Source organism: Ramlibacter sp., from assembly GCA_019635435.1.
Lineage (GTDB): Bacteria > Pseudomonadota > Gammaproteobacteria > Burkholderiales > Burkholderiaceae_C > JAHBZM01.
Genome location: JAHBZM010000001.1, coordinates 4,083,383 through 4,106,446, shown reverse-complemented (window position 1 = coordinate 4,106,446; position 23,064 = coordinate 4,083,383). Strand labels below are relative to the sequence as shown.

Below are 23,064 nucleotides of genomic sequence, written 5' to 3'. Positions count from 1 at the left end.
AGGTGCTCACTGGGCAGGGAGTTGTGGAATCCGGGAGGCCAGGGCCTGGATGCGCCGCGCGCCATCGGCCTCGAATTGCCGGATGAATGCCTGGGCCATGGCCGGCGCCTCGTCCGGCGTGCCATTGCCAAAGGGCGGCTCGGGGTAGTACTCGATGCCCAGCTGCAGCGTCTTCGCCACGTCTTCCCCCGCCAGAAGGCCTGCCAGGAACAGGCTGGCGTCGATGCTCGCGGACACGCCGGCCCCGGTGATGATCTTGCCGTCACGGTGGTAGCGCCGGTGGTTGACCGTGGCGCCGTGGGCGGCCACCTTGTCGCGGCAGGCCCAGTTGGTGGTGACTTCCTTGCCGGTGATCACGCCGGCCTTGCCCAGCCATTCCACGCCATTGCAGATGCCCACCGTCCAGGTGGACGTGGCATGCAGCCGCACGAGGGTGGCCATCAGTTCGGCATCGTCCAGCCCCGGCGTGACGCCCGGGCCGCCGGGCACATAGAGGATGTCGGTGGATTCGGTCTGCGCATAGCTGCGCCAGGCCTGCAGCGCCAGGCGCCGGGTGTCGGCCCAGACCAGGCCGGTTTGAGGGGCCACAAACTCCACGTCCATGCCCGGCAGGTTGGCCAGCACCTCGTAGCCGCCCACAATGTCCAGGGCGGTGAATCCATCACGCAGCACGATCGACAAACGCATCTTGGGTCCTTCAAATAAAACAGGGAGTGTGGATTCTTGGTTCTTCCGGCCTCGGTGTGAATTGTCGTTATCGACTTCTTTATGGTGAAATTCGCCAATGACGCGAATGGCCCCCCAAACCTCTCTCCCAAGCACCCCGCAAGGCGCCACCGAGGTGGCCCTGCTGGCCTATGCCGGCTGCATGGGCACCGAGCTGTTTGCCCTGGCGGATGTGCTGCTGATCGCCAACCACATGGCCGCCGCCCTGGAGCCGGGCCGGCATCGCCCCTTCGCGGCCCGGGTGGTCAGCGCGGCGGGCGGTCCGGTCACGCTGGCCGGCGGGATTGCCGTGAGCACCCGGGCGCTGCGCGGCGCGCCGGCGCTGATGGTGGTGCCCGGCCTGGAAGTCAGCCGCTTCGGCCAGTGGGATGAGCGCCTGCCCTTGCTGGGCAGGGAGCTGGCGCTGATCCGGCGCCGGGCGGCGCGGGGCCATGCCGTGGCCTCGGTCTGCATCGGCAGCTTTTTGCTGGCCGAGGCCGGCCTGCTCGATGGCCGGCGCGCCACCACGGCCTGGCCCTTTGCCCGCGAGTTTGCGCAGCGTTACCCGGCCGTCACGCTGGACGCGGGCGCGGTGTTGCAGGAAGACGGCGTCGTCACCACCACGGGCGCCGTCAGCAGCGCCTTTGATCTTGCGGTGCACCTGGTGGCGCGGCACATGAATGCGCGCATCGCGCGTGCCACCTCGCGGTTTGCCCTGGTCAGCACCACCCGCAGCACCCAGCTGCCCTATGTGGACGCGAGCCTGATGCCGGCCGCGCAGCAGCCCTTCGCGGACCGGGTCAACCGGCTGCTGCTGGCGGGCCTGCCCAGCGCCTACGACCTCACGGCGCTGTCGGCGGCGCTGAGCGTCAGTTCACGCACGCTGCTGCGCCGCTATGCCGCCGAGACCGGCCTGTCACCGCTGGCCTGGCTCAAGCGTGCGCGGGTCGAGAAGGCCAAGCAGCTGCTGGAGAAGTCGGGCCTGAGCCTGGGCCAAATCGTGCAGGCCGTGGGCTACCAGGACGTGGCGACCTTCTCGCGCCTGTTTGTGCAACAGGTCAAGGAGACGCCGGCGCAATACCGGCGGCGGCACCTGCGCGCGGGGCCGGTTGCGGGTTGATCAGGGCTCGAGGCGAAGGTCGCCCACATACGCCAGGCTGGTGCCGGCGGTGTTGTCGCTGTCTGCACCGATGACCACGGCCAGGATGGGCGGCACGGTGGTACTCTCATGGCCAAAGGCCTGCAGAAAATCGGCGCTCAGGTTCTGGCGGTGGCTGCGCCACTGGCGCAGCGGGCTGGCCGGGCCGTCCAGCACCCGCCAGCGCACACGGGCGCTGTAGGCGTTGGGCAGCGTCGTGCCCGCGGGCAGCGCCGGATCCCACACGTAGCACAGCGTGGCCGCCGGCAGCGGTTCGGCGCTGATCGCGCGGGCCATGCGCAGCAGCGTGCGCTCGCCAAACGGCAGGGCCGACAGCGGCAGGTCAAACATCACGCAGACCTTGAGCGCCGCATCGTCGCCCTCGCGGGTGCGCAGGTCGGCATGGGCCAGGGGCTGGTCCAGCCGCCAGCGCCAGGCGAGCGTGGCGCCGGGCGAAGGCACCCAGGGCGTGATGTCATGCACCAGCGTGCCGTAGGCCCCCGCGGTGGCCAGCTTGGCCACGCGCGTGCCGTCCACCTCGGCCAGCGTGATGCGGGCCAGCGGCACCTTGCCGCCGGGCAGGCCGGCCACGCGCCAGGGCGCGGGCGCGGCCGGGCCCGGCGCGGCAGAGAATGGCGCGAGCACGGGCGCCTGCGCCAAGGCGCTAGCGGCCCACAGCGTTAAGAGACCAGTCGTAGTCCAGGAACGTGATCGGAACATGCTTGGCCTTGATGGCATCGCGGTCGGCGGGGCTGTTGGCGAGGTGATTGGCGTAGCGTGCCATCACGTCCTCCAGCTGGTTGAAGCCCTGATGGCCTTTCTCGAAATCCTCGCGGAACCACTTGAAGATCATGCTGACCTGCAGCTTGCCGTCGGCGTAGCGGTTGCGCGTGCGGTCAGCCATGAAGCGCTGCAGGCCGTCATCCAGCTGCGCGTCCAGCCGTGCGGCTGTGAAGGCCTCGGGCCGCAGCGCCGGGCAGCCGATGCTCGCGCAGTTGACGGCCGCGTGCACGCGCGGGTCCTGGTGGCGCGGGCGCAACTGCTCGTGTTCGATCCAGTCCAGCGTGCGCTCCTCGCCCAGCAGCGTGAAGAACTTCTTTTTCCACGGCGACTGGAACACCGAGCCGATGTCCTTGATCGATTTCAGGTCGGGGTAGCGCGTCAGGATCAGCTCGACGGTGAAGCCGTTGTAGGCGTTGATCAGAAAGGCCATCTGCTGCGCGCGCGGCCAGCCCGCGAACTGCGCAGCCGTCACGGCCGACCAACCGGCCAGCACCTTCTGCAGCGCTGCGCGGTCAGCGGCAAAGCCCTTGTAGTCCACCCGCGTCTGCCTGTTGTCGGCCAGCCATCGCACGTGTTTTTTCAGCAGGGCGTCCCAGGGGGCGAAACTGACGTCAATCGCCCCTGTTTCCTGGCCCAAAGTGGCTGGAGTCCAGACCAGCTGGGCACTTATTGCTATGAATTTAAGAGCGACACGACGCTGAAGTGTCATGCCTTCAGCCCCGCTTCCAGTCGTGGTACCTGCGCACCCATTCCAGCAGCTGGTGCGGCTGGTGCGCACGCTTCCATTCGCCGGCCGCGTACTTGTTGGCTTCAGACAGGGTGGGGTAGGTGTGGATGGTGCCGAGGATCCTGTTCAGGCCCAGCCCCTGCTTCATGGCCAGCACATACTCGGCCAGCAGGTCGCCGGCATGGGTGCCCACGATGGTCACGCCCAGGATCTTGTCCTTGCCCGGCACGGTCAGCACCTTGACGAAGCCCTGGGTCTCGCTGTCGGCAATGGCGCGGTCCAGGTCGTCGATCATGTATCGGGTGACTTCCACCGCAATGTTTTTTTCCTTCGCCTCCTGCTCGTTCAGGCCCACGCGCGCCACCTCGGGGTCGATGAAGGTGGCCCACGGGATCACCGAGTAGTCGGCCTTGAACTTCTTGAACTCGCCAAACAGCGCGTTCACCGCCGCGTACCAGGCCTGGTGCGATGCGGTGTGCGTGAACTGGAACGGCCCGGCCACGTCGCCCGCCGCGTAGATGTTGGGGTACAGCGTTTGCAGGTACTCGTTGGTGTCCACGGTGCGCTGGGTCGGGATGCCCAGTTCTTCGAGCCCGTAGCCCGTGAGCCGCGCCACGCGGCCCACGGCGCACAGCAGCTCGTCAAACTCGATGCGCTTTTCGGCGCCGCCATGCTCCACCACCAGCACGCCACCCGTTCGGGCTGAGCCTGTCGAAGCCTCTGCGGTCGCTTCGACAGGCTCAGCGCGAACGGAGGGGAGCTCAGCGCGAACGGAGTGGGGCTCAGCCTGAACGGAGTGGGGCTCGCAGCGCAGCGCCTTGTGGCCCGTGAGCACCTGCACGCCGTCGGCCTGCAGGGCCTTGCGGGCGAGCTCGGACACTTCTTCGTCCTCGCGCATCATGATGCGCGGGGCCATCTCGACCTGCGTGACTTCGGCGCCCAGGCGCGCAAAGCTCTGTGCCAGCTCGCAGCCGATCGGCCCGCCGCCCAGCACCACCAGGCGCCGGGGGATGTGGTCGAGTTGGGCAAAGCTGTCCCACAGCGTGTCGCTGGTCACATAGCCCACATCGTCCAGGCCCGGCAGGGGCGGCACAAAGGGCCGCGCGCCCGCGGCGATCACGATGCTGCGGGTGGTCAACACCTGCTTGCCACCGCCGTTCAGCGCGATCTCCACCGTCCAGGGGTTGATGATTTTGGCGTAGCCCTGCAGCACCTCCACACCCAGGCCGGTGTAGCGCTCCACGCTGTCGTGCGGCTCGATGTCGGCAATCACCTGGTGGATGCGCTGCATCACCGCCTTGAAGCTGAACTGGGGCGGTGTGTCCGTCAGCCCGTAGTGGCTGCCATGGCGCATCTGGTGCGCGAGCTTGGCGCTCTTGATCAGGGCCTTGCTGGGCACGCAGCCGTAGTTGAGGCAGTCGCCACCCATCTTGTGGGCTTCCACCAGCGTGACCTTGGCCTTGACCACGGCCGCGATGTAGGCCGACACCAGCCCGCCCGCGCCGCCGCCAATCACCACCAGGTTGCGGTCAAAGCTTTTGGGTTTGACGGCGGCCCACCTGGCGTAGACCTTGCGCTTTTGAACCGCCTCGACGATCTTGCGCGCGATCAGCGGGAACAGGCCCAGCAGCACAAAGCTGCCCAGCAGGCCAGGGCTCAGGATGCCCTTGAGCGAGTCGATCTGTGCGAGCTGGGTGCCCGCGTTCACATACACCGCGGTGCCGGCCAGCATGCCCAATTGACTGACCCAGTAGAAGGTCAGGGCCTTCATCTTGGTCAGGCCCATGACCAGGTTGATCACGAAGAACGGCACCACCGGAATCAGCCGCAGCGTGAACAGGTAGAACGCGCCATCTTTCTCGACGCCGCGGTTGATCTCGGCCAGCCGCTGGCCAAACCGCGCCTCGATGCTGTCGCGCAGGACAAAGCGCGCGGCCAGAAAGGCCAGCGTGGCGCCCAGGCTGGAGGCAAACGAAACAATCAGCGTGCCCCAGCCGAGGCCGAACACCGCGCCGCCAGCCAGCGTGAGAATGACCGCGCCGGGAAACGACAGCGCCGTGACGGCCACGTACACGGCGAAGTAGGTCGCCACCACCGCGAGCGGGTGGCTGGCATACAGCCCGGCAAACGCCGACTGGCTTTGTTTGAGGTAGTCCAGGCTCAGGTAGCGGCCCAGCCCCAGCGCAAAGTAGAGCGCCACCAGCGCCACGATGACCAGGGCCACCGCCAGCTTCTTGTAATTCATTCAGCAATCCTCCGGGTTGGGGTGAGTCGCTCCCCGGAGCCTGTTCTTACAGGGCGACTGGCTGGCCGGTGCCCTGCGACGCTACCAGCATCGCCGCGGCCGGACAAGGCTTGTGGCGCGGAGGGTTCAGACCTCGCCCGTGTACTCGCCGCGTGCCGGGTAGTCCTTGGCCACCGCGAAGTCGATGGCGCCCAGCAGGTCCTGGAACTGCGGGCGGGCAAACGGCATGGTCTGCACCGCGCCGTAATAGAGCGTGCCGTCGGGCCGCACCAGGAACACGCCCGGCTCGCTGAACAGCGCGGGCTCTTCGATGCCGATGGACGTGGTGCCGCGCGAGGTGCTGATGTACAGGCCCCACTGGCGCGCCGTCTTCAGGCTCAGGCCATAGCCAAACTTGACGCCGCTGGCCTTGACCTTGTCGGCCATCTGGCGGGCGCGGTCCTCGGTGTCGCTGCTCAGCGCCACCACCTGTACGCCGCGCTGCGCGAACTCGGGCGAGAGGCGTTCCAGCTCGAGCAGGTACTTGGCGCAGATCGGGCAGTGCAGGCCGCGGTAGAACACCAGCAGGTCAAACGGCGTGCCCGGCGACTGGCCCAGCACAAAGCGCTCGCCGTTGGTCAGCGGCACATTCAGGGCAGGCACGGGGTGGCGGGGCAGCAGGGCAATCGGGGTCATGCGGGAATCTCCAGAAAAGGTGTCTGGAAATCATAGGCCGGGATGCGAGACGATTTGAAACCATTAGTGCCTGATGATTGATTGATCGTCTCAAGTCCAGGCGCCAGCCGGGGTGGTCTGGCGCAGCCACTCGGTGGGCGCGCAGCCGACCCGGCGCGCAAACGCGCGCGTGAAGGCACTGGCGCTGCCATAGCCCACCTGCTGCGCCACCAGCTTCAGCGCCAGGCCCTCGCGCAGCCGGCGCTGCCCGCAGCCTACGCGCCAGCCCGCCAGGTAGTCGGCCGGCGTCTGGCCCACCACGGTGTGGAACCGCGCGGCGAAACGGGCGCGCGACATGCCGGCCTGGGCGGCCAGCTGCTCCAGCGTCCAGGGCCGGGCCGGGTCTTCGTGCAGGGCCAGCAGCGCCTTGGCCAGCCGGGCGTCGGCAAGGCCCGCCAGCGTGCCGCCACGGCTGAGCCCCTGGTCCAGCGCGAACCGGAACAGGCGGATCAGCAGCAGCTCGCACAGCCGGTCCAGCGCGGCCTGGCGGCCGCAGCGGCTGTCAAACGCTTCCTGCAACAACACGCCCAGCAGCGCGTCGGTGCCGGGCAGGCGTTGCAGTGGCACCTGCAGGAAGGCGGGCAGTGAGTCGCCCATGGGGCTGCCCTCGCCGCCCAGGTTGACGCTGGCGCACACCAGCTCGGCCGGCCCTTGCCGGTCAGCAATGAGTTGGTGGGGCGCCGCGCGCGGGACGAAAATGACCGATGGTTCGGCCAGGTCCGTGACGCGGCCCTGGTCGTCTGTCAGGCGCACCGGGCCCCGCACCACGAGGTGCAGGTGGCCGTGGTGGGGCTGCGCGGCAAACTCTTTCACGCCGCGCAGCGGCCCGCTGTAAAACACGCTGGCACGCAATGAAAACTGCTGCAGCAGAAACGAAAGGCGGTCCATGGCGCGGTACGATAGGTCAAAAATGGTTGGCAATTTGCCCTTCAAGTATCGCCCAGGCGGCCTGAAGGCGCCACCAGGGAAAGAAACACCGGCCCATGGCGACCAAACGGCATGCGCTTTCACAACCGGCAAGGGGATGGACCTGAATGCACTCAGTCGCTGAACGGGTGACGGCACTGCGCCAGGCGCTGCGGCTGGCGGACAGCGCCTGGGCCGACGTGCCGCTGGTGCCGCTGCGCGACAAGGGCCTGGCACATGACCACGTGCGGCTGGTGGGCACGGGGGTGCTCGCGCGCATGCCCAAGCAGAGCCAGCTGGGGCTGGGCGCGCAGGCCAATCTGGCCTACCAGCGCGCCTGCTTCGAGCGCGCGGCGGCCGGGGGGCACACGCCCGCGCTGCGGGGGGTGTTGCCGCCTTCTGCAGCCTTGCCACGCGGGGCCTTGCTGGTGCAGGAGATCGTGGGGCGCAGCGCCGGCTTGCCGGCCGACCTCGCCGCCATGGCGCGCACCCTGGCCAGCCTGCATGCACTACCGCTGCCAGCCCAGCGTGCGCCCTTGCTCGATGCGGCCGATCCGCTGCAGGCGCTGGGCGAAGAAATCGCCGTGCAGGCCGCGCACCTGCCCGCCGCGGGCGTGGACCCGGTGGTGGCACAGGGCATCGCGCGCGAGCTGGCGCGCCTTCAGCATCTGTGCAGCGGCGCTGCGCGGCCGCAGCGCCGCCTGATCGCGTTCGACGGCCACCCCGGCAATTTCATCGTGGAGGCGGCGGGCCGCGCGGTGCTGGTGGATCTGGAAAAGTGCCGCTACAGCTACCCCGCGCTCGACCTGGCCCATGCCACGCTCTACACCTCCACCACCTGGGACCTGGACACCTGCGCCGAACTGTCGGTCGATGAGGTGCTGGGCTTTTACGCCGCCTGGTCGCAGGCCGTGGGCCCGCAGGCCGGGCCCGCGCAGCGCTGGCTGGTGCCGCTGCGCCGGGCCATGTGGCTGTGGTCGGTGACCTGGTGCGCCAAGTGGCGGGCTCTGTCACCCCGGGCTGCAAGTGCCGGCACCGAAGGCGAGGACTGGTCGGCCGAGCGCAGCGACGCGGCCCTGGTGGCCCATGTGCGCAACCGCGTCGATCACTACCTGAGCGCGCCGGTGCTGGCCAGGGTGCTGGACGAGTTCGACGCGCTGGACCGCGCCCTGGCCGCATGAGGCTGGCCATCATCGTGCCCGTGCTGGGCGAGGGGCCGGGCCTGTTGCCCTGGCTGCAGGCCTTGCAACCCCTGCGCGCGCGCGGTGCGCAGGTGGTGGTGGTGGACGGGGGCGGCTCCGGTTCCGATGCGCGCGCGTCGTTTCCGCATGACCTTGCCGACCAGCTGTTGCGGGCGCCGCGCGGCCGGGCCGGGCAGATGAATGCGGGGGCATGGGCCTGCCCCACCGCCGACGCGCTGCTGTTCCTGCACGCCGACACCGGGTTGCCGCCCGATGCCGACCAATTGATCGCCCGGGCCCTGCAAACGCACGACTGGGGCCGGTTTGATGTGCGCATCGAGGGGCGCTCGCGCTGGCTGCCCGTGGTGGCCGCGATGATGAATGCGCGGTCGCGCCTGAGCGGCATTGCCACCGGTGACCAGGCCCTGTTTGTGCGGCGCCGCGTGTTTGAGGCCGCGGGCGGCTTTGCGGCCCTGCCGCTCATGGAAGACCTGGACCTGAGCCGCCGCCTCAAGGCCGGCTCGGCGCCGGCCTGCCTGGCGGCGCGCGTGACCACTTCGGGCCGGCGCTGGGAGCGCCACGGGGTGTGGCGCACCATCGTGCTGATGTGGCGGCTGCGCGCGGCCTGGTGTCTGGGCGCCGACGCCCACGCGCTGGCGCGCCGCTATGGCTACCAGCCGCGCGCCGGCGCCGCTGTGGCGGTGCTGGCCAAGGCGCCCGTGCCGGGCCTGGCCAAGACCCGGCTGATCCCGGCGTTGCGAGCCGATGGCACCGCGCTGGGCGCGGTCGGTGCCGCGCGGGCCCAGCGCGGCTTTGCGCTGCAGACCCTGCGCACGGCGGCGCAGGCCGCCACCGGCCCCGTGGCCCTGTGGTGCGCGCCCGATGTAAACCACCGGTTTTTCCGCGCCCTGCGTCGGCGCTTTGGCGTGGCGTGCCTGCCCCAGCCGGGTGGCGACATCGGTCAGCGCATGGGCGCGGCCATGGCCCTGCACTTTGGTCGCACGCCGCGCCAGCCGCTGTTGATCGTGGGCACCGATTGCCCGGTGCTGACGCCGGCACACCTGCAGCAGGCCGCCGACGCGTTGCAGGCCCATGACACAGTGCTGATCCCTGCCGAAGACGGCGGCTATGTGCTGCTGGGCCTGCGCAAGCCGCTGCCCTCGCTGTTCAAAGAGGTGGACTGGAGCACCGCGCAGGTGCTGGCGCAAACGCGGGTGCGCTTGCAGGCGGCGGGCGCAACCTGGCTGGAGCTGCCCACGCTGTGGGACGTGGACGAGCCCGCCGACTGGCAACGACTGCAACGTGAGACTCAACATGCCTGACACCGACGCACGCCCTGATCACCGCACCGACGACTGGTACCGCGCGCGCCTGGCCCTGCCGCGGGGCCGCGTGCGCTGCGTGATCGACACCGACGCCGCCAACGAGATCGACGACCAGTTTGCCCTGGCCTGGGCGCTGCGCGAACCGGCGCGGCTGGAGGTGGCGGCGGTCTATGCCGCACCGTTTTCGTTTGCCCACCGCCGCGCGCTGCTGCCACAAGCCCCCGCTGATGCCGCGCCCTTCAACCCGCCCGCTGAAGGCAAGGCGCGCAGCCATGACGAGATCATCAAGGTGTACGAACTGCTGGGCCAGCCCCATGCAGGGCGGGTGTTTCGCGGCAGTGCGGGCTACCTGCCGGCGCCGCGCGAGCCGCTGCGCAGCGAGGCCGTGGACCACCTGATTGCCACGGCGCGCGAGCATGCACCGGGCGGCCCGCCGCTGTATGTGGTGGCGCTGGGGTGCGTCACCAACATCGCCAGCGCGCTGCTGCTCGCGCCCGACATCGTGGAGCGCATCGTGGTGGTCTGGACCAGTGGCTACCCCAGCCATGCGCCGCACATCAACCACAGCTTCAACCTGGAGCAGGACCTGTGGGCCAGCCAGTGGCTGCTGGACAGCGGCGTGCCCCATGTCTACCTGCCGGGCTACCACGTGGGTGCGCAGCTGCGCCTGTCATTGGCCGAGATGGAGCGCTACGTCAAGGGCCGCGGTGCCATGGGCGACTACCTCCATCACCTGTTCACCCACAACCCGTTGTGGCCCCTGCTGGGCGTGGACGGTGCCACCGCCAACGCGCAGCCGCACAGCTGGGTGATCTGGGACGTGATCAACATCGCCTGGCTGCTCAACCCCCACTGGGTGCCCAGCGAGCTGGTGCGCACCCCGGCGCTGGGCGACGACCTGCGCTGGCAGGTGCGGGCCGGAAGGCACCTGATGCGCGAGGCGCATGGGGTGCAGAGGGATGGGATTTTCGCGGCGTTCTTTGCATCGCTGCCGGGCAGCACCCCGTGACGGGCGACCTGTTCGGCGAACCCATCGCCACCCCGGGACAGCGGGAAGCCTTGGGCGCACAGGCTTGCGTGCTGCGTGGCTTTGCAAGGTCTGACGCCCCAGTGCTGCTGCAGGCGCTGGAGGCCGTGCTGCGGCAGTCGCCATGGCGGCACATGACCACGCCCGGGGGCTTCACCATGTCGGCGGCGCAGACCAACTGCGGGCCTCTGGGCTGGGTATCGGACAGGCACGGCTACCGCTACGCCGCGCGGGACCCGCTCTCCGGCCAGCCCTGGCCCGCCATTCCCCCGGCGTTTGAACGACTCGCGCGCGACGCGGCGGCCGCAGCCGGGTTTGCAGGCTTCGAGCCCGACGCCTGCCTGGTCAACCGCTATGTGCCAGGCGCCCGCCTGAGCCTGCACCAGGACAAGGACGAAGCGGCTTACGAGCACCCCATCGTCTCGGTGTCGCTCGGCATTCCGGCGGTCTTCCTCTGGGGTGGCCACGAGCGCAATGACAAGGCCGACCGCGTGCCGCTGTTCCATGGCGATGTGGTGGTGTGGGGCGGCGCGGACCGCCTGCGCTACCACGGCGTGTTGCCACTCAAGCCCGAGCAGCATCCGCTGCTGGGCGAGCAGCGGATCAATCTGACGTTGCGACGGGCGGGTTGAGTTCGCGCATCCTCAGGGGGTGTCGTCGAAAAGATGGGAGATGGCGCGCAGGGCAGAGGTGGGCACGCGATTCTGTCCGGCGGGCGAGAAATGGGTGACATTGAAGGCGTGGTTGCCATGCGCGTTGTTCCAGCCCTGGTAATACAGACCCACCTCCAGATTGTTGTTGTACACGTTCGATGCGTACCCGCCCTGGGCGTTCATGGCGACGGTGGCCAGGTTGTACAGCCAGGCGCCAGGCACGTTCGCGAAGTCCGTGATGATGGCCTGGCGTGTCTGGCCCGCATCCCAGAATTCGATGGAAGCCACGCCCTGCGCCAGCCGGTTGAAAAAATGGCAGCGCATGTAGGTGTGCGAGTTGCAGAAGTAGTTGAGCCGTTCTTCCTTGAGCAGGATGGCGGCGTCGTTGATGTTGCGTGCGCGGACAATCGCGCCGCCCACGCCGGCCGCCGCGTGGCGGCGGTTGACTCCGTGAGGATAGCGTCCATCGTCCAGAAAACCTTGCAGACGGTCGAGCACATCCTCGACCCAACGGTTGCTGAGCGCAGCCACTGCGATGACGCCGTCCGCAATGAAATCCCTCATTCGAGTATGACGGTTGGGCGTGAGTGCCGGAAACAGCGCCAGCAGTTTCACAGCCCAGTCGGCGGGCAACCGGGCCTGGTCCATTCGGGAGAGCAACTGCCGCATGCCGGTCCAACCATTGGTGTTCGACGCAATGCTGTTGTGAAGGCGGTCGGCGAACGCCTGGCCGCCCGCGGTCGTGGCCGCTGACGCATCCAGTAGCCAGGCGGGCCGGATGGCCAGATTGTTGAAGTTACCCGCGGTGGCGGTGATGAGGTCCTCGGTCCGTGCGATGGTGAGGCTGACCCGAAGACGCATCAGCAATGTTCGCGCGTTGGCCGGTGTCAGCGCGCCACCCCCGTGCAGCAGGGCGCGCGCAACGCCCCGGATTTGCGTTCCAGTGAGGGCGGGAGCTGCCGTGAGCGGATCGATGCGCAGATCATGTGTCAGCGCGTCCAGCTGGGTGGGCGTCACGGCGTTCAGATGGCCCGGGGCGGCGCGGAACAGCCGGATCACTTCCCTGAAATGCGTGCCGCCCAGGCCGTTGCCTCCGGCGTGGCACAGGTCCGAGTAGACGCGCAGCACCAGCGCCCCGCTGGAGGGCAGGAGTTCAGTCAAGGCATCATGCAGATCGGTCGGGGATAGCTGGGCACGCAAGGCGGTGAACATCGTGCGCACCTGGGTGCCGTTGATCGATCCCCCTCCCTGGCACAGTCCGGCAATCAGCGTGGCGGCCTGACCTGGCTGGATGGCGCCCCCGCCAGTGACCAGATCCAGCAACAAGGTGCGAATTTGCGCCGCTGTCAGTGGCGCAAGGTCGCCCACCACGGCAAGCATCTGCGCCGGTGTCATGGCACCTGCGCCTGCCGCCAGTGCTGCCACCAATGTGCGGAAGTCCGCCGCCGACAACCCGGCGGCCCCCATGGGCGCCAGCGCATTGACGAGGTTGACCACCTCCGTCGCCGTGGCAAAGGGATTCAGTTCCTGGAAATTGAGCTGCCGCGCGTAGTGGGATCGGTCGCCCAGCCCCACGCGGACCGTGTTCATGCCCGCCAGGCCAAATCGCATCTCGATGACGGATGTCATTGCCTCTTCCCCTGTGCGCTACGGTTGATTTGTGGCGCGATTATGGGGTGCCGTTTGTCTCACTACACTAGTTCGCATCTCCCTCCCTCCAAAATCCCCCACCCCATGGAATCATTTCTCCTTCTGGTGACGCTCGTCGCCACGGCCGCCTGGTGGCACAAGGCGCAGGACCAGGGCCGGCGCGTCGCGCTGCTGGCGCGCCAGCTGGGCAACTACCAGATCGAAAAGCACATGGAGACGCTCACGCAGGGCTACCTGCGCGCGCTGGGCGAGGCTGACGCGCAGCGGCGTGAGCAGGTCTGGGCACTGCTGCAATCCACCGAGCAGGCGCTGGACAGCGAGTTCAGCCGCTTCGCCGCCGACTTTGCGCGGCTGGACAGCGAACACACGCGTGTGAGCCGCTTGCCGCTGTACCTGCCGCTGCTCACGCGCCTGCTGCCTCAGGCCACTTTCGACATGCGCCAGGCGCTGGCCATCCATGCCGCGGGCATCCACCGCGCGGCCCAGGGCGCCAACCCGGCGTCGCACCGGGACCGCGCGTTCACGCTGTCGGCCGAGCTGTTTCTCATGCAGCACAGCTGCCACTGGTTCTGCAAGTCCAAGCTGGTGGCCTCGGCCCGTTTGCTCGCGCGCCACCAGACTTCCTACGACCAGGTGCTGGCGTCGGTGTCGCCGCAGACGCGCAACGCCTTTGCGGCCCTGGTTGGGCATTGAATCGGGCTGGAGTCCAGACTGGGCGCCCACTACGCGCTATCAATAACGTAGCGTTCCTTGCGCATCACCAGCGCAAACAGCTCGCTGGCCAGCCAGCCGTCCAGCCAGGCCCTGACGTGAGGCCAGGGCGCCGTGGACCACCAGGCCGCGTCCACCGCCGCAAATTGCCGCACAAACGGAAAGATCGCGGCGTCGGTCAGGCAGGGCGTGGCGCCGCCCAGGCAGGGGCTTAGGGCCAGCTGCGCTTCCAGCGGCACCAGCAGGCAGGCCGCGGCGTCGTCGCGGTAGTCGGCCGCGCTGCGCTCCGGGTGCCGGTTGGCGTATTTGTAGCGGTCCAGCCAGTGCTTGAAGGCGCCGTCGTTGGTGGCCAGCAGGGCCTGTTGCGCCGGTGTGTCGCTGCGCGGCAGCCAGCCAGCCGGGTCATGCATGTGAAGGGCCCAGCGCATGATGTCCAGGCTCTCGTCGATCACGCGGCCATCGGGGCAGTGCAGCACCGGCACGGTGCCTTTGGGCGACAGCGCCAGCAAGGCGGCCGGCTTGTCGCGCAGCATGTAGAGGTACAGGCTTTCCACCTTGTCGCGGGCCCAGGGTGTGCGGCGCAGGAACTTCAGGCTCGAGCCCACGCTGGGTTCATGCGTGAAGCAGCGCACGGGGATGCGCGCTCCCAGTTCAGCCCAGCCATAGTGCGCGGCCAGGGCCGTGACCATGGCCTCCAGCGTCACGCCGTGCAGCGGGTTGTTCGGTTGGGCAGCGGGAAGGTGCGCGTCGGGCATGGCGCCATTGTGCCGGCCCGCGGACTCAGCCCGCGGCGGGTGCCGCGAGCAGGGCGCTGATCTGTGCGTCCTTCTGGGCCCACAGGTCGGCCAGCCAGCGGTGGAAGAGGCCGCGGAATTCGGAGTCGCCCTCGTAGTCTCCGCCCATGAGCTCAGCCGGGATCGGCAGCTGGCGCGCGCGCAGCACCACCTGCGGCGTGCGGCCGCACAGGAACTCCCAGAACGTGGGTGCCCCGCCGGGATAGACGATGGTCACGTCAATCAGTGACTGGAACTGTCCGCCCATGGCGTCCAGCGCCAGCGCCAGCGCGCCGGCCTTGGGCTTGAGCAGGTGCTGGTAGGGCGAGCCCTGGGCCTGGTGCTTGACCGCGGTGAAGCGCGTGCCCTCGGCAAAGTTCATCACGCTGGTGGGCACCAGCGAAAACTTCTGGCAGGCGCGGCGCGTGGTCTCGCGGTCCTGGCGGCGCAGGTCGGGGTTCTTGCGCAGCTCGGCCTTGCCGTGGCGCTTCATGAACGGGAAGTCCAGCGCCCACCAGGCCAGGCCAATCACCGGCACATAGATCAGCTCCTGCTTCAGGAAGAACTTGAGCATGGGGATGCGCCGGTTCATGACCCGCTGCAGCACAAAGATGTCGACCCACGACTGGTGGTTGCAGTTCACCAGGTACCAGCCCGCGTAGGGCAGGTCGGCCACGCCCTGCACGTCCCAGGTGGTGCGCTGGGTCAGCCGCATCCAGCCGCCGTTGCAGGCGATCCAGGCGGTGGCGATGGCATTGAGCACCGGGTCAATGCGCTTGCGCACCGCGCCAAAGGGCAGCACCAGCTTGACCAGGGACACGGCAAACAGCAGCGCACACCAGAACAGCGTGTTGACGACGAGCAGGATGAAGGCAATGACGCCCCGCGCGAGCGGGGGCAGGAAAGCAAGCATGTTTGGGAGTCTGGGAAGCGATAGGAGCGCCCATTGTCTCCCGCCGGCGGACCGACCTTCTGCGACAGATCAAAACAGCATCAGCAGCGCGATGCCATACAGCGCACTCGCCAGCACCATGCCGCGAAACGGGATGCTGAACCAGTACCGCCAGGCCAGGTGCGCATAGCCAACCAGCAGCACGCCGCCCAGTGCCAGCAGAAACGTGGAGCCCAGCAGAAAGGCCGGCTGTGCCAGCGCCAGGTACCCCCACACCAGGCCAAACAGGATGGCGCCATAACTGTGGCTGGCGTTGAATCCGATCCAGGCTTTCCACACTGTGGTTTCGCGGGTCAGGCGCAGCACGCCGGCCTGCATGCAGGCTTTGAGCGCGGCATCGCGCGGGTCGAACTTGTCGCCGCTGAAGGTGTAGAGCAAATGGACCAGCCCCAGGGCGAGAACGATCAGGGCGCTGGCGGCCAGCAGCAAGGCAGCATTGGAGGGGGGCATCGATGGCTTTCAGTGCAAAGCGGTGGTGTCGGTGATCGGTTCGGCCAGCGCTTCGCTCAGGCCGCTCGCGGCCATGCGCTCGCAATAGGCCTGGAGCTTTTCAGTGTCGCAATGCACCGCGAGCCGGTGGACCTTGCCCCAGCGCAGCACAAACTCATGCACGCCCTGGTTGGAGCCCCGGCTGCCGTCGGGCAGGCCGAAGTGGTCGGTCCAGGTGACCGTGGCCACGGTGTGCCAGGGCCAGCCCGTGACGGCAATGGCCCCCACGTCAAAGCGCAGGTCGGGCATCAGGCGCTTCAGCCGCCCGTACCAGGCGGTGGTGGCGGCCAGCGTGCGGCGCTCGCCGGCCAGCGCGTGGTGGCCGTACATGACGTGGCAATGCGCGGGCGCAAACTGCACCACGATGCGCTCGTAGGCGCCGGCGTTGATGGCGGCAAAGGCGCTGCGCAGCTTGTGGCGAACGATCTGGTGGTACATCGCGGGCTCCTTATCTTTACAAGAGAAAGATGCCGCATCATGCCGCCTCATGTTTCTCGTGTCAAGATACGCGCATGGCCAGCCGAAAACCACCACCCAGGCCTTACCACCACGGCAATCTGCGCGAGTCGCTGCTGGCCGCGGCGGACGAACTGCTCGGGCGCTCGGGCCTGCCTGGCCTGACGCTGCGCGAGGTGGCGCGTGTTGCGGGGGTGTCGCATGCCGCGCCCTACCACCACTTTGCCAACCTGGACGACCTGCTGGCGGCCGTGGCGGCGCGCTCCTTCGAGCGCCTGGGGCAGGCGATGGAAGCGGCGTCAAGGCAGCCCGATGCGCGCGAAGCGCTGCTGCAGATTGGCGACGCCTATGTGGGCCACGCGCGCGCCCAGCCCGCGCATTTCCGCCTGATGTTCGGCCCCATGCTGGCGCGCAAGGCCGAGTTCCCGGCGCTGGCCGAGGCCGCGCGCCGCAGCTTTGACGTGCTGCTGGCCACCGCCGAGCGCTACGCGCCGGGTGAGGGCGCCGCGGTGGCGCTGTCGGGCTGGTCGCTGGGCCATGGCTTTGCCAATTTGGCGATTGACGGTGCCTTTGAGGGCCTGCCCGTGGCCGTGAGCCCGGATGTGGCCATGGCGCGCCGCCTGCATGAGTGGCTTCTCCCCGTGCGCGACAGGCCTGCTGCGCCAACGCGGGCAAAATCGGGGCAACGTCGTTGATCGCTCCCGCAGTTCCATTCCATGCTCAGTTCCCCCGTTGCCCGCTCGCCCCTGCACACCCGTGCCATCACCTTCCGGGGCTATGCCCGTGACGACGGCCTCTGGGACCTGGAGGGTGAACTGCACGACAGCAAGCACTATGGCTACGACAGCAGCCATGGCCGGCGCGAAGCCGGCGACCCGATCCACCACATGAGCCTGCGGGTCACGGTGGACGACAGCTTCTGCATCCGCGACATCAGCACCTCGATGGACAGCACCCCGTTCGGCGAATGCCAGACCGCTGACCGCACCATGAAAAAGATGATTGGTCAGACCATGGGTCCGGGCTGGCGCCAGGCCATCGACCGCACCATTGGCGGTGTGCAGGGCTGCACGCACCTGCGTGAACTGCTGTTCAACATGGCCACCGCCGCGTTCCAGACCATTCCCCATGCGCGTGAAGTGCGCCGCGTCAAAGAGGGCGGCCCGCGCGACGAAGGCACCGACCCGCCGTTCTACATGGGCAAGTGCATGACCTGGGATTTCAATGGCCCGGTGGTGGCGCGCGTGGCGCCGCGGTTCATCGGCTGGGTCAAGCCGGTGCGCAAGTCGCCGGAGCAGGTTGCGGCCGTGCCTTCGGGCAGTGATCCGGGCTGAGCTTTCGTTGTTCACGCCAAGCTTGGTGCGGGATCAGGCGGACAGGGCACTCTCCTCCGCTCGTGTCCTCCGGGTCGGCTTCGCCGCCCCTCCCCGGAGCGGCGGCCGAGGTATTCGACCTTGCCTACCGCAACGGCGCACCCACGCCAAACCGCGCCAGCCGCTGCGCCGCCCAGCGGCTGGCGGGTTGAAGATCGAGCAGGGTGAGGAAGTCAATGGTCTTGAACTCGCGGTCCAGCGCCGGCGGGCCGCACACCTGCCCACCCAGCGCCAGGTAGGCGGCCAGCAGCTTGGGAATGCGCACCGGCCCCGGCGCCTGGGCCCCAAGGTCGCAGGCGAACGCGGCGTGGGGCTGGGTGCACAGCGCGGCCGGCGCGGCGTGCGCCTGCAGTTGCTGCCAGGCCGCCGCGCCCACGGCCGCGTCCTGTGAGGTGAGCGAGCTGCAGCCAATCAGGTAGCGCTGGCCGCGTGACTGGGCGTAGTGGGCAATGCCCTTCCACAACGTGCTCAGCGCCGGGTAGTTGCGGTGCCCGTCGAGCAGGCAGGCCCGGCCCAGCTCGAGCAACTGGCCCCGCAGCGGCTCAAACGGCGCAAAGTCAAACTCGCGCTCGCAGTAGTAGCCATGGTGGGCGGCGGCGCGCACCCCGGTCTGCAGGCGGTAGGTGCCCACGAGCTGGCCGGTAGCGCCGTCTTCCACCAGCAGGTGGTCGCAGACCTCGTCAAACCGGTCGGCGTCGCTGCAGGTTTCCCAGGACTGGTCCAGCCCCTCGCGCAGCTCGAGGTTGAACACCATGAAGCGCAGCGCCTGGGCCGCGCGCAGGTCCTCCGGGCTGTCGGCCAGGCGCGCGCGGTAGCCGGACCGCGCGCCAGCGGGCGGCGCGGCGGTGGGCGAAGGCAGGCGCATCAAGGGCATGGTGACAGTTTGGTCGTTGCCCGCAGAAAAAAATTACAGTCGGCCACCTTCTTTGTAAGGAAGTTCTGTGCCCCGCGACTCAACCGCAGTCCCAGACCCGTTTCAGGAGTTCCCATGCGTCGTCGTCATCTGTTCCGGCTTGCCGCCGCCCTGAGCCTGGCTGCCGGCCTGGCTGCTCCCGCCCTGGCCGGTGAGGCCGCCGTCTACACCGGCCTGTTCAGCAGCCTGGCGGTTGGCGGCCACGACCCGGTGGCCTATTTCACCGAAGGCAAGCCGGTCAAGGGCGATGCCCAGTTTGAAACCACCTACAAGGGCGTGAAGTGGCGCTTTGCCTCCGCCGCCAACCGCGACCTGTTCGTGGCCGCGCCGGAAAAATACGCGCCCCAATACGGCGGCTACTGCGCCTGGGCGGTGGCCGAAGGTGGCACCGCCTCGGGCGATCCGCGCTACTGGAAAATCGTGGAGGGCAAGCTGTACCTGAATTACGACGCCGACGTCCAGAAGAAGTGGGAGAAAGACATCCCCGGCAACATCGGCAAGGCCAACCGCAACTGGCCCACGGTGCTGGGCAAATAATCGAGGAGACACCCCATGCAAGCCGCTGCCCTGACCCCTTCCGCGCCATCGCGCACCCGCTCGGCGGTGCTGATCGCGCTCACGCTGTACATCGCGTTTGTGTTCATCCAGTCGCTGTTCTTCAAGTTCACCGATTCGCCCGAGACGCAGTACATCTTTGGCACGCTGGACGGCTGGGGCGCGAGCCTGGGCTTCCCCGGCCTGTTTGCCCACAGCGGCATCTTCAGCCAGTACGTGGTGGGCTCGGCCGAGCTGGTGGCTTCGGGGCTGCTGCTGGCCGGCCTGTTCGGGCGCATGCCGCTGGTGCAGGTGCTGGGCGCGCTGATGGCCCTGGGCGTGATCAGCGGCGCCATCTTCTTTCACCTGTTCACGCCACTGGGCGTGCAAGTGCGCAACGTGGACGGCACGCTGGACGGGGGTGAGCTGTTCGCGCTGGCCTGCGGCGTGTGGGTGGCCGCGGCCCTGATCGTCTGGCTGCGCCGCGCGCAGGTGCTGGGCTTCGTCGCGCGCGTCACGGGCCGCCGGGCTGCATGAAGGCCGGGCGCACCGTCAGCGCGGTGGCGGTGCTGCTGGCCACGTTGGGGTGCGCGCCGCCGGGGCCGCGGCTGGCCGGGCGGGATATGGAGCCGCTGCGCCACAGCGTGCAGGTCGGCCCACCCGTGAACGCCACCGTGAGCTACCTGTCCAACGGCCCCACCACGGGCACGCGTGTGATTTTTGTGCATGGCACGCCGGGCTCGGCCCAGGGCTGGACCGATTACCTGCTGGACCCGCTGCCCGGCGTGGAGGTGGTGGCACTGGACCGCCCGGGCTTTGGCCACAGCGGCCCCGATGGCGCCGTGACCAGCCTGGCGGCCCAGGCGGCCGCCGTGGCCGCGCTGCTGCCCGGCGAGGGGCGGCCTGCGGTGCTGGTGGGCCACTCGCTGGGCGGCCCGATCGCGGCCTGGGTCGCGGCGCAGCATCCGCAACGCGTGCAGGGCCTGGTGTTGCTGGCCGCGTCGCTGGACCCGGCCCTGGAGGTGATCCACCCCATGCAGTACGTGGGCCAGTGGTGGCCGGTGCGCAGCATGCTGCCGCGTGCGATCCGCAACGCCAATGAGGAACTCATGGTGCTCAAGCCCGAGCTCCAGGCGCTGCAGGTGCTGCTGCCCCGCGTGGTGGCGCCCACGATCATCGTGCACGGCAGCGTGGACCCGCTGGTGCCGGTGGCCAATGTGCCCTTCATGGAGGCCCACCTGACCGCCACGCGCTGCCGCCAGACCCGGCTGCTGGACAACGTCAATCATTTCCTGCCCTGGAACTCCGAGCCCGTGGTGCGGCAGGCGCTGCAGTGGGCCCTGGCACCGCCATGCTGATGCCCTGGAGCGAGCTGATGGCGGCGCTTGACGCCGTGCTGCTGGGCGACTCGCCGGCCTGGGCGCTGTGCCTGGCGCTGGCGTTGACCACGCTGCTGCTCGAAGACGTGGCCATTGCCGCCGGCGTGGCGCTGGCGGTCAAGGGCGCGCTGTCGTGGGAACTGTCGTTTGCCGCCGTGGCCGGCGGCATTGCGGTGGGCGATGCGGGCCTGTACGCACTCGGTTGGGGCGCGCGCCGCGTGCCCTGGCTGCACCGGCGCTACATCGCGCAGCGCCACCGCCGCAGCGAATGGGTCCAGCACCAGTTGCGCGAGGGCCTGCCCACGGCGGTGCTGCTGGCGCGGGTCATTCCCGGCCTGCGGCTGCTGACCTACACGGCCTGCGGTTTTGTGCGGGTGCCGCTGGCGCCGTTCTGCTTCTGGGTGGCGCTGGCCGTGGCGCTGTGGACGGCCGGGCTGTACTGGTTCAGCGCCCATGTGGGGCACCTGCTGGCCGCGGCCTGGGGCGTTCCGCTGGGGCTGGCCGTGGCGCTGCCCATCCTGCTGCTCGCTGCCGGCGTGCCACTGGCGCGGCGCATTCATCAACATTTCCAGGCTTCCACCCCATGACCACCGCCGCCGTCCCTTCCCGCCCCGAGGCCTGGCCCCGGCCGCACGAGGGCATGCCGCCGTTTGACAACAGTGGCGCGCCGCTGAGCTTCTTCGAGTTCTGGCCGATGTGGGCCTTCTACCCGCCGGTGGCGTTGTACGCGGGCTGGCTCATGCTGCGCCACCGCGGCATCCTGTTGCCCACGGTGGCCAACCCGTCGTTCCCGGGCGGTGGTTTCTATGGCGAGTCCAAGGCCGAGATCCTCGAGCTCGCGGTCCGCCATGCGTCCCAATGGGTGGCCCCTTTCATCGCGGTGGATCGCGCCGCCGGCGCGTCGGCGCAGACTTCGGCGGCGGAAACCCGCGCGGCGCTGGTCCAGCTGGCCGACGCCGGTCTGTCACTGCCCGTGGTGGCCAAGCCCGACCTGGGCTGCCGGGGCGCGGGCGTCAAGCTGGTGCGCAACGCCGCGCAGCTGGAGAGCTACATCCTGGGCTTCCCGGCCGGCGCACGCTTTCTGCTGCAGCGCTATGTGCCCCATGAGGGCGAGGCCGGCATCTTCTACTGCCGCCATCCGGGCGAGCCGCGCGGGCGCATTCTGTCGATCACGCTCAAATACTTTCCGTATGTGTATGGCGACGGCAAGCGCACGCTGCGCGAGCTGATCCTGGCCGATGCACGGGCCGGCCAGGTGCCGCACCTGTACCTGCAGCGCAATGCGTTCCGGCTGGACGAGGTGCCGGCCTTTGGCGAGCCGGTGCGCCTCGCCTTCGCCGGCAGCCACAGCCGGGGCGCCATCTTCCGCAACGGCACGCACCTGGTCACGCCGGCCATGGTGGCGCGGTTCGACCAGATCGCGCAGAGCCTGCCGGAGTTTTACTTCGGGCGCTTTGACATCCGCTTCGAGGACTTTGCCCGCGTGCAGGACGGCGAGGGCTTCACCATCGTCGAAGCCAATGGCGCGGGCGCCGAGAGCACCCATGTCTGGGACCGGCGCACCCCCCTGCTGCGCGCCTGGAAAGACCTGATGCTCCAGTACCGCCTGCTGTTTGAAATTGGCGCGGCCAACCGCGCGCGGGGCTTCAAGCCGCTCACGCTGGCGGAGTTCCGCCGCTGGTACCGCCGCGAGAAAGTCCTGACCCCGCTTTACCCGCCGACAGATTGACGGTGCAGGCGCCGCCGGGCCGCCCCAAGGCGGCTGCAGCCCCCTCGGGGGGCAGCGCAGCACACGAAGTGGCAAGCGTGGGGGCCATCCTAGTCGGGCCGGAACGCGCGCCAGCCCCAGACGATGCGCATGGCCGTGGTCACGGCGCAAAGCCCGGCAAACACATAGGCCAGCGTGCCGAAGTGCCGGGGCCACAGGCCCATGGCCGTGAAGAAGGCCAGCGTTTCAGTGGCTTCGGTCAGGCCCCCCAGAAAGTAGAACGACTTGGCCGGCCAGGCCGTGCTGGTCATGCCGCGCTTGGCCGCCATCACGGCAAAGGCCAGAAAGCTGGTGCCGGTGCCGATGAAGGCGGCCAGCAGCACCGCCGCGGGCAGCGCGTTGCGCGCCGGGTCGGCCACGGCAAAGGCCAGCGGGATGCTGGCGTAGAACAGGAAATCCAGCGCAATGTCCAGAAAGCCGCCCTGGTCGGTGGGCTGCGTCCGGCGCGCCACCGCGCCATCCAGCGCGTCGCACAGTCTTGAAAGAAAAATGGCTGTAGTCCCCGCCAGATGGGCACCACTTGCTATCAAAACCGCAGCAACCAGACCGATCAGGAAGCCCGCCACCGTGAGCTGGTTGGCCGTGACGCGGCGGCGCGCCAGCACGCCGGCCAGCGCGTCCACGGCGGGCTGGATGAGCGCGGCGGCGTGGCGGTCCAGCAT

26 protein-coding genes are annotated in these 23,064 nt (G+C 68.8%); 13 read left to right on the top strand and 13 right to left on the bottom strand.

What is annotated here, in order from left to right; translation table 11 throughout:
- Window positions 1-6: 6 nt before the first annotated feature.
- Window positions 7-687, bottom strand: a complete 681-nt coding sequence (locus KF796_20015; protein ID MBX3588924.1) for a DJ-1/PfpI family protein — start codon at window positions 685-687, stop codon at window positions 7-9.
- 106 nt (window positions 688-793) lie between these two features.
- Between KF796_20015 and KF796_20010 the strand changes: the two genes are divergently transcribed.
- Window positions 794-1,825, top strand: a complete 1,032-nt coding sequence (locus KF796_20010) for a helix-turn-helix domain-containing protein (protein MBX3588923.1) — start codon at window positions 794-796, stop codon at window positions 1,823-1,825.
- Here KF796_20010 and KF796_20005 read toward each other — a convergent pair whose 3' ends face one another.
- The 5 genes from KF796_20005 to KF796_19985 form a co-directional block, all read right to left on the bottom strand.
- A complete protein-coding gene (locus KF796_20005) occupies window positions 1,826-2,488 on the bottom strand; it encodes a DUF3047 domain-containing protein (GenBank protein MBX3588922.1) in 663 nt (220 codons plus the stop codon). It lies immediately after the preceding gene.
- Window positions 2,489-2,507: 19 nt separating this feature from the next.
- Entirely contained in the window at window positions 2,508-3,335 is an 828-nt protein-coding gene (locus KF796_20000; GenBank protein MBX3588921.1) for a DUF547 domain-containing protein, read from the bottom strand.
- A gap of 4 nt (window positions 3,336-3,339) precedes the next feature.
- Window positions 3,340-5,598: an FAD-dependent oxidoreductase gene (locus KF796_19995; GenBank protein ID MBX3588920.1), complete on the bottom strand. Its 2,259-nt coding sequence runs from the start codon at window positions 5,596-5,598 to the stop codon at window positions 3,340-3,342.
- Between the two features lie 126 nt (window positions 5,599-5,724).
- Window positions 5,725-6,273 carry an AhpC/TSA family protein gene (locus tag KF796_19990; GenBank protein ID MBX3588919.1) on the bottom strand — a complete coding sequence of 183 codons (549 nt, stop codon included), beginning with the start codon at window positions 6,271-6,273 and terminating at the stop codon, window positions 5,725-5,727.
- 90 nt (window positions 6,274-6,363) lie between these two features.
- Window positions 6,364-7,200, bottom strand: coding sequence for an AraC family transcriptional regulator (locus tag KF796_19985; GenBank protein MBX3588918.1), 837 nt, complete (start codon window positions 7,198-7,200; stop codon window positions 6,364-6,366).
- Window positions 7,201-7,346: 146 nt separating this feature from the next.
- On the opposite strand from KF796_19985, the gene KF796_19980 reads away from it, so the two are divergent.
- Genes KF796_19980 through alkB form a run of 4 tightly spaced genes read left to right on the top strand, consistent with a single transcriptional unit; the run spans window position 7,347 to window position 11,383 of the window.
- A complete protein-coding gene (locus tag KF796_19980) occupies window positions 7,347-8,399 on the top strand; it encodes a hypothetical protein (GenBank protein MBX3588917.1) in 1,053 nt (350 codons plus the stop codon).
- The gene (locus tag KF796_19975) at window positions 8,396-9,721 is read left to right on the top strand and encodes a TIGR04283 family arsenosugar biosynthesis glycosyltransferase (protein ID MBX3588916.1); all 1,326 of its coding nucleotides are present in this window, start codon (window positions 8,396-8,398) and stop codon (window positions 9,719-9,721) included. The genes KF796_19980 and KF796_19975 overlap by 4 nt, the downstream gene beginning before the upstream one ends.
- The gene (locus KF796_19970) at window positions 9,714-10,733 is read left to right on the top strand and encodes a nucleoside hydrolase (GenBank protein ID MBX3588915.1); all 1,020 of its coding nucleotides are present in this window, start codon (window positions 9,714-9,716) and stop codon (window positions 10,731-10,733) included. Before KF796_19975 ends, KF796_19970 begins: the two co-directional genes overlap by 8 nt.
- Complete coding sequence (gene alkB, locus KF796_19965; GenBank protein MBX3588914.1) at window positions 10,730-11,383, top strand: DNA oxidative demethylase AlkB; 654 nt, start codon at window positions 10,730-10,732, stop codon at window positions 11,381-11,383. The genes KF796_19970 and alkB overlap by 4 nt, the downstream gene beginning before the upstream one ends.
- Before the next feature lie 12 nt (window positions 11,384-11,395).
- Here the strand turns inward: alkB and KF796_19960 are convergent, their stop codons facing one another.
- A complete protein-coding gene (locus KF796_19960) occupies window positions 11,396-13,033 on the bottom strand; it encodes a hypothetical protein (protein ID MBX3588913.1) in 1,638 nt (545 codons plus the stop codon).
- 105 nt (window positions 13,034-13,138) lie between these two features.
- Here KF796_19960 and KF796_19955 point away from each other — a divergent pair, with 105 nt between their 5' ends.
- On the top strand, window positions 13,139-13,747 hold the full coding sequence (locus KF796_19955; GenBank protein MBX3588912.1) for a hypothetical protein: 609 nt from the start codon (window positions 13,139-13,141) through the stop codon (window positions 13,745-13,747).
- Between the two features lie 29 nt (window positions 13,748-13,776).
- Here KF796_19955 and KF796_19950 read toward each other — a convergent pair whose 3' ends face one another.
- The 4 genes from KF796_19950 to KF796_19935 form a co-directional block, all read right to left on the bottom strand.
- Window positions 13,777-14,520 carry a VF530 family DNA-binding protein gene (locus KF796_19950; GenBank protein ID MBX3588911.1) on the bottom strand — a complete coding sequence of 248 codons (744 nt, stop codon included), beginning with the start codon at window positions 14,518-14,520 and terminating at the stop codon, window positions 13,777-13,779.
- 25 nt (window positions 14,521-14,545) lie between these two features.
- A complete protein-coding gene (locus KF796_19945) occupies window positions 14,546-15,451 on the bottom strand; it encodes an acyltransferase (protein MBX3588910.1) in 906 nt (301 codons plus the stop codon).
- Window positions 15,452-15,520: 69 nt separating this feature from the next.
- On the bottom strand, window positions 15,521-15,940 hold the full coding sequence (locus KF796_19940; GenBank protein ID MBX3588909.1) for a hypothetical protein: 420 nt from the start codon (window positions 15,938-15,940) through the stop codon (window positions 15,521-15,523).
- A gap of 9 nt (window positions 15,941-15,949) precedes the next feature.
- On the bottom strand, window positions 15,950-16,417 hold the full coding sequence (locus tag KF796_19935) for a nuclear transport factor 2 family protein (protein ID MBX3588908.1): 468 nt from the start codon (window positions 16,415-16,417) through the stop codon (window positions 15,950-15,952).
- A gap of 74 nt (window positions 16,418-16,491) precedes the next feature.
- Between KF796_19935 and KF796_19930 the strand changes: the two genes are divergently transcribed.
- Together KF796_19930 and KF796_19925 are read left to right on the top strand one after the other, a co-directional pair.
- A complete protein-coding gene (locus KF796_19930) occupies window positions 16,492-17,130 on the top strand; it encodes a TetR/AcrR family transcriptional regulator (GenBank protein ID MBX3588907.1) in 639 nt (212 codons plus the stop codon).
- Between the two features lie 21 nt (window positions 17,131-17,151).
- Complete coding sequence (locus KF796_19925; GenBank protein MBX3588906.1) at window positions 17,152-17,769, top strand: DUF2889 domain-containing protein; 618 nt, start codon at window positions 17,152-17,154, stop codon at window positions 17,767-17,769.
- Window positions 17,770-17,893: 124 nt separating this feature from the next.
- Here the strand turns inward: KF796_19925 and KF796_19920 are convergent, their stop codons facing one another.
- Window positions 17,894-18,673, bottom strand: coding sequence for a GNAT family N-acetyltransferase (locus tag KF796_19920; protein ID MBX3588905.1), 780 nt, complete (start codon window positions 18,671-18,673; stop codon window positions 17,894-17,896).
- Window positions 18,674-18,796: 123 nt separating this feature from the next.
- Between KF796_19920 and KF796_19915 the strand changes: the two genes are divergently transcribed.
- The 5 genes from KF796_19915 to KF796_19895 all read left to right on the top strand — a co-directional run bounded on the left by KF796_19915 (window position 18,797) and on the right by KF796_19895 (window position 22,363).
- Window positions 18,797-19,258: a YHS domain-containing protein gene (locus tag KF796_19915; protein ID MBX3588904.1), complete on the top strand. Its 462-nt coding sequence runs from the start codon at window positions 18,797-18,799 to the stop codon at window positions 19,256-19,258.
- 66 nt (window positions 19,259-19,324) lie between these two features.
- Window positions 19,325-19,792: a hypothetical protein gene (locus KF796_19910; protein ID MBX3588903.1), complete on the top strand. Its 468-nt coding sequence runs from the start codon at window positions 19,325-19,327 to the stop codon at window positions 19,790-19,792.
- Window positions 19,789-20,613, top strand: a complete 825-nt coding sequence (locus KF796_19905; GenBank protein ID MBX3588902.1) for an alpha/beta hydrolase — start codon at window positions 19,789-19,791, stop codon at window positions 20,611-20,613. The genes KF796_19910 and KF796_19905 overlap by 4 nt, the downstream gene beginning before the upstream one ends.
- Complete coding sequence (locus KF796_19900) at window positions 20,607-21,221, top strand: VTT domain-containing protein (GenBank protein ID MBX3588901.1); 615 nt, start codon at window positions 20,607-20,609, stop codon at window positions 21,219-21,221. Before KF796_19905 ends, KF796_19900 begins: the two co-directional genes overlap by 7 nt.
- The gene (locus tag KF796_19895; GenBank protein ID MBX3588900.1) at window positions 21,218-22,363 is read left to right on the top strand and encodes a hypothetical protein; all 1,146 of its coding nucleotides are present in this window, start codon (window positions 21,218-21,220) and stop codon (window positions 22,361-22,363) included. The genes KF796_19900 and KF796_19895 overlap by 4 nt, the downstream gene beginning before the upstream one ends.
- A gap of 89 nt (window positions 22,364-22,452) precedes the next feature.
- Here KF796_19895 and KF796_19890 read toward each other — a convergent pair whose 3' ends face one another.
- A complete protein-coding gene (locus tag KF796_19890; GenBank protein ID MBX3588899.1) occupies window positions 22,453-23,064 on the bottom strand; it encodes a CDP-alcohol phosphatidyltransferase family protein in 612 nt (203 codons plus the stop codon).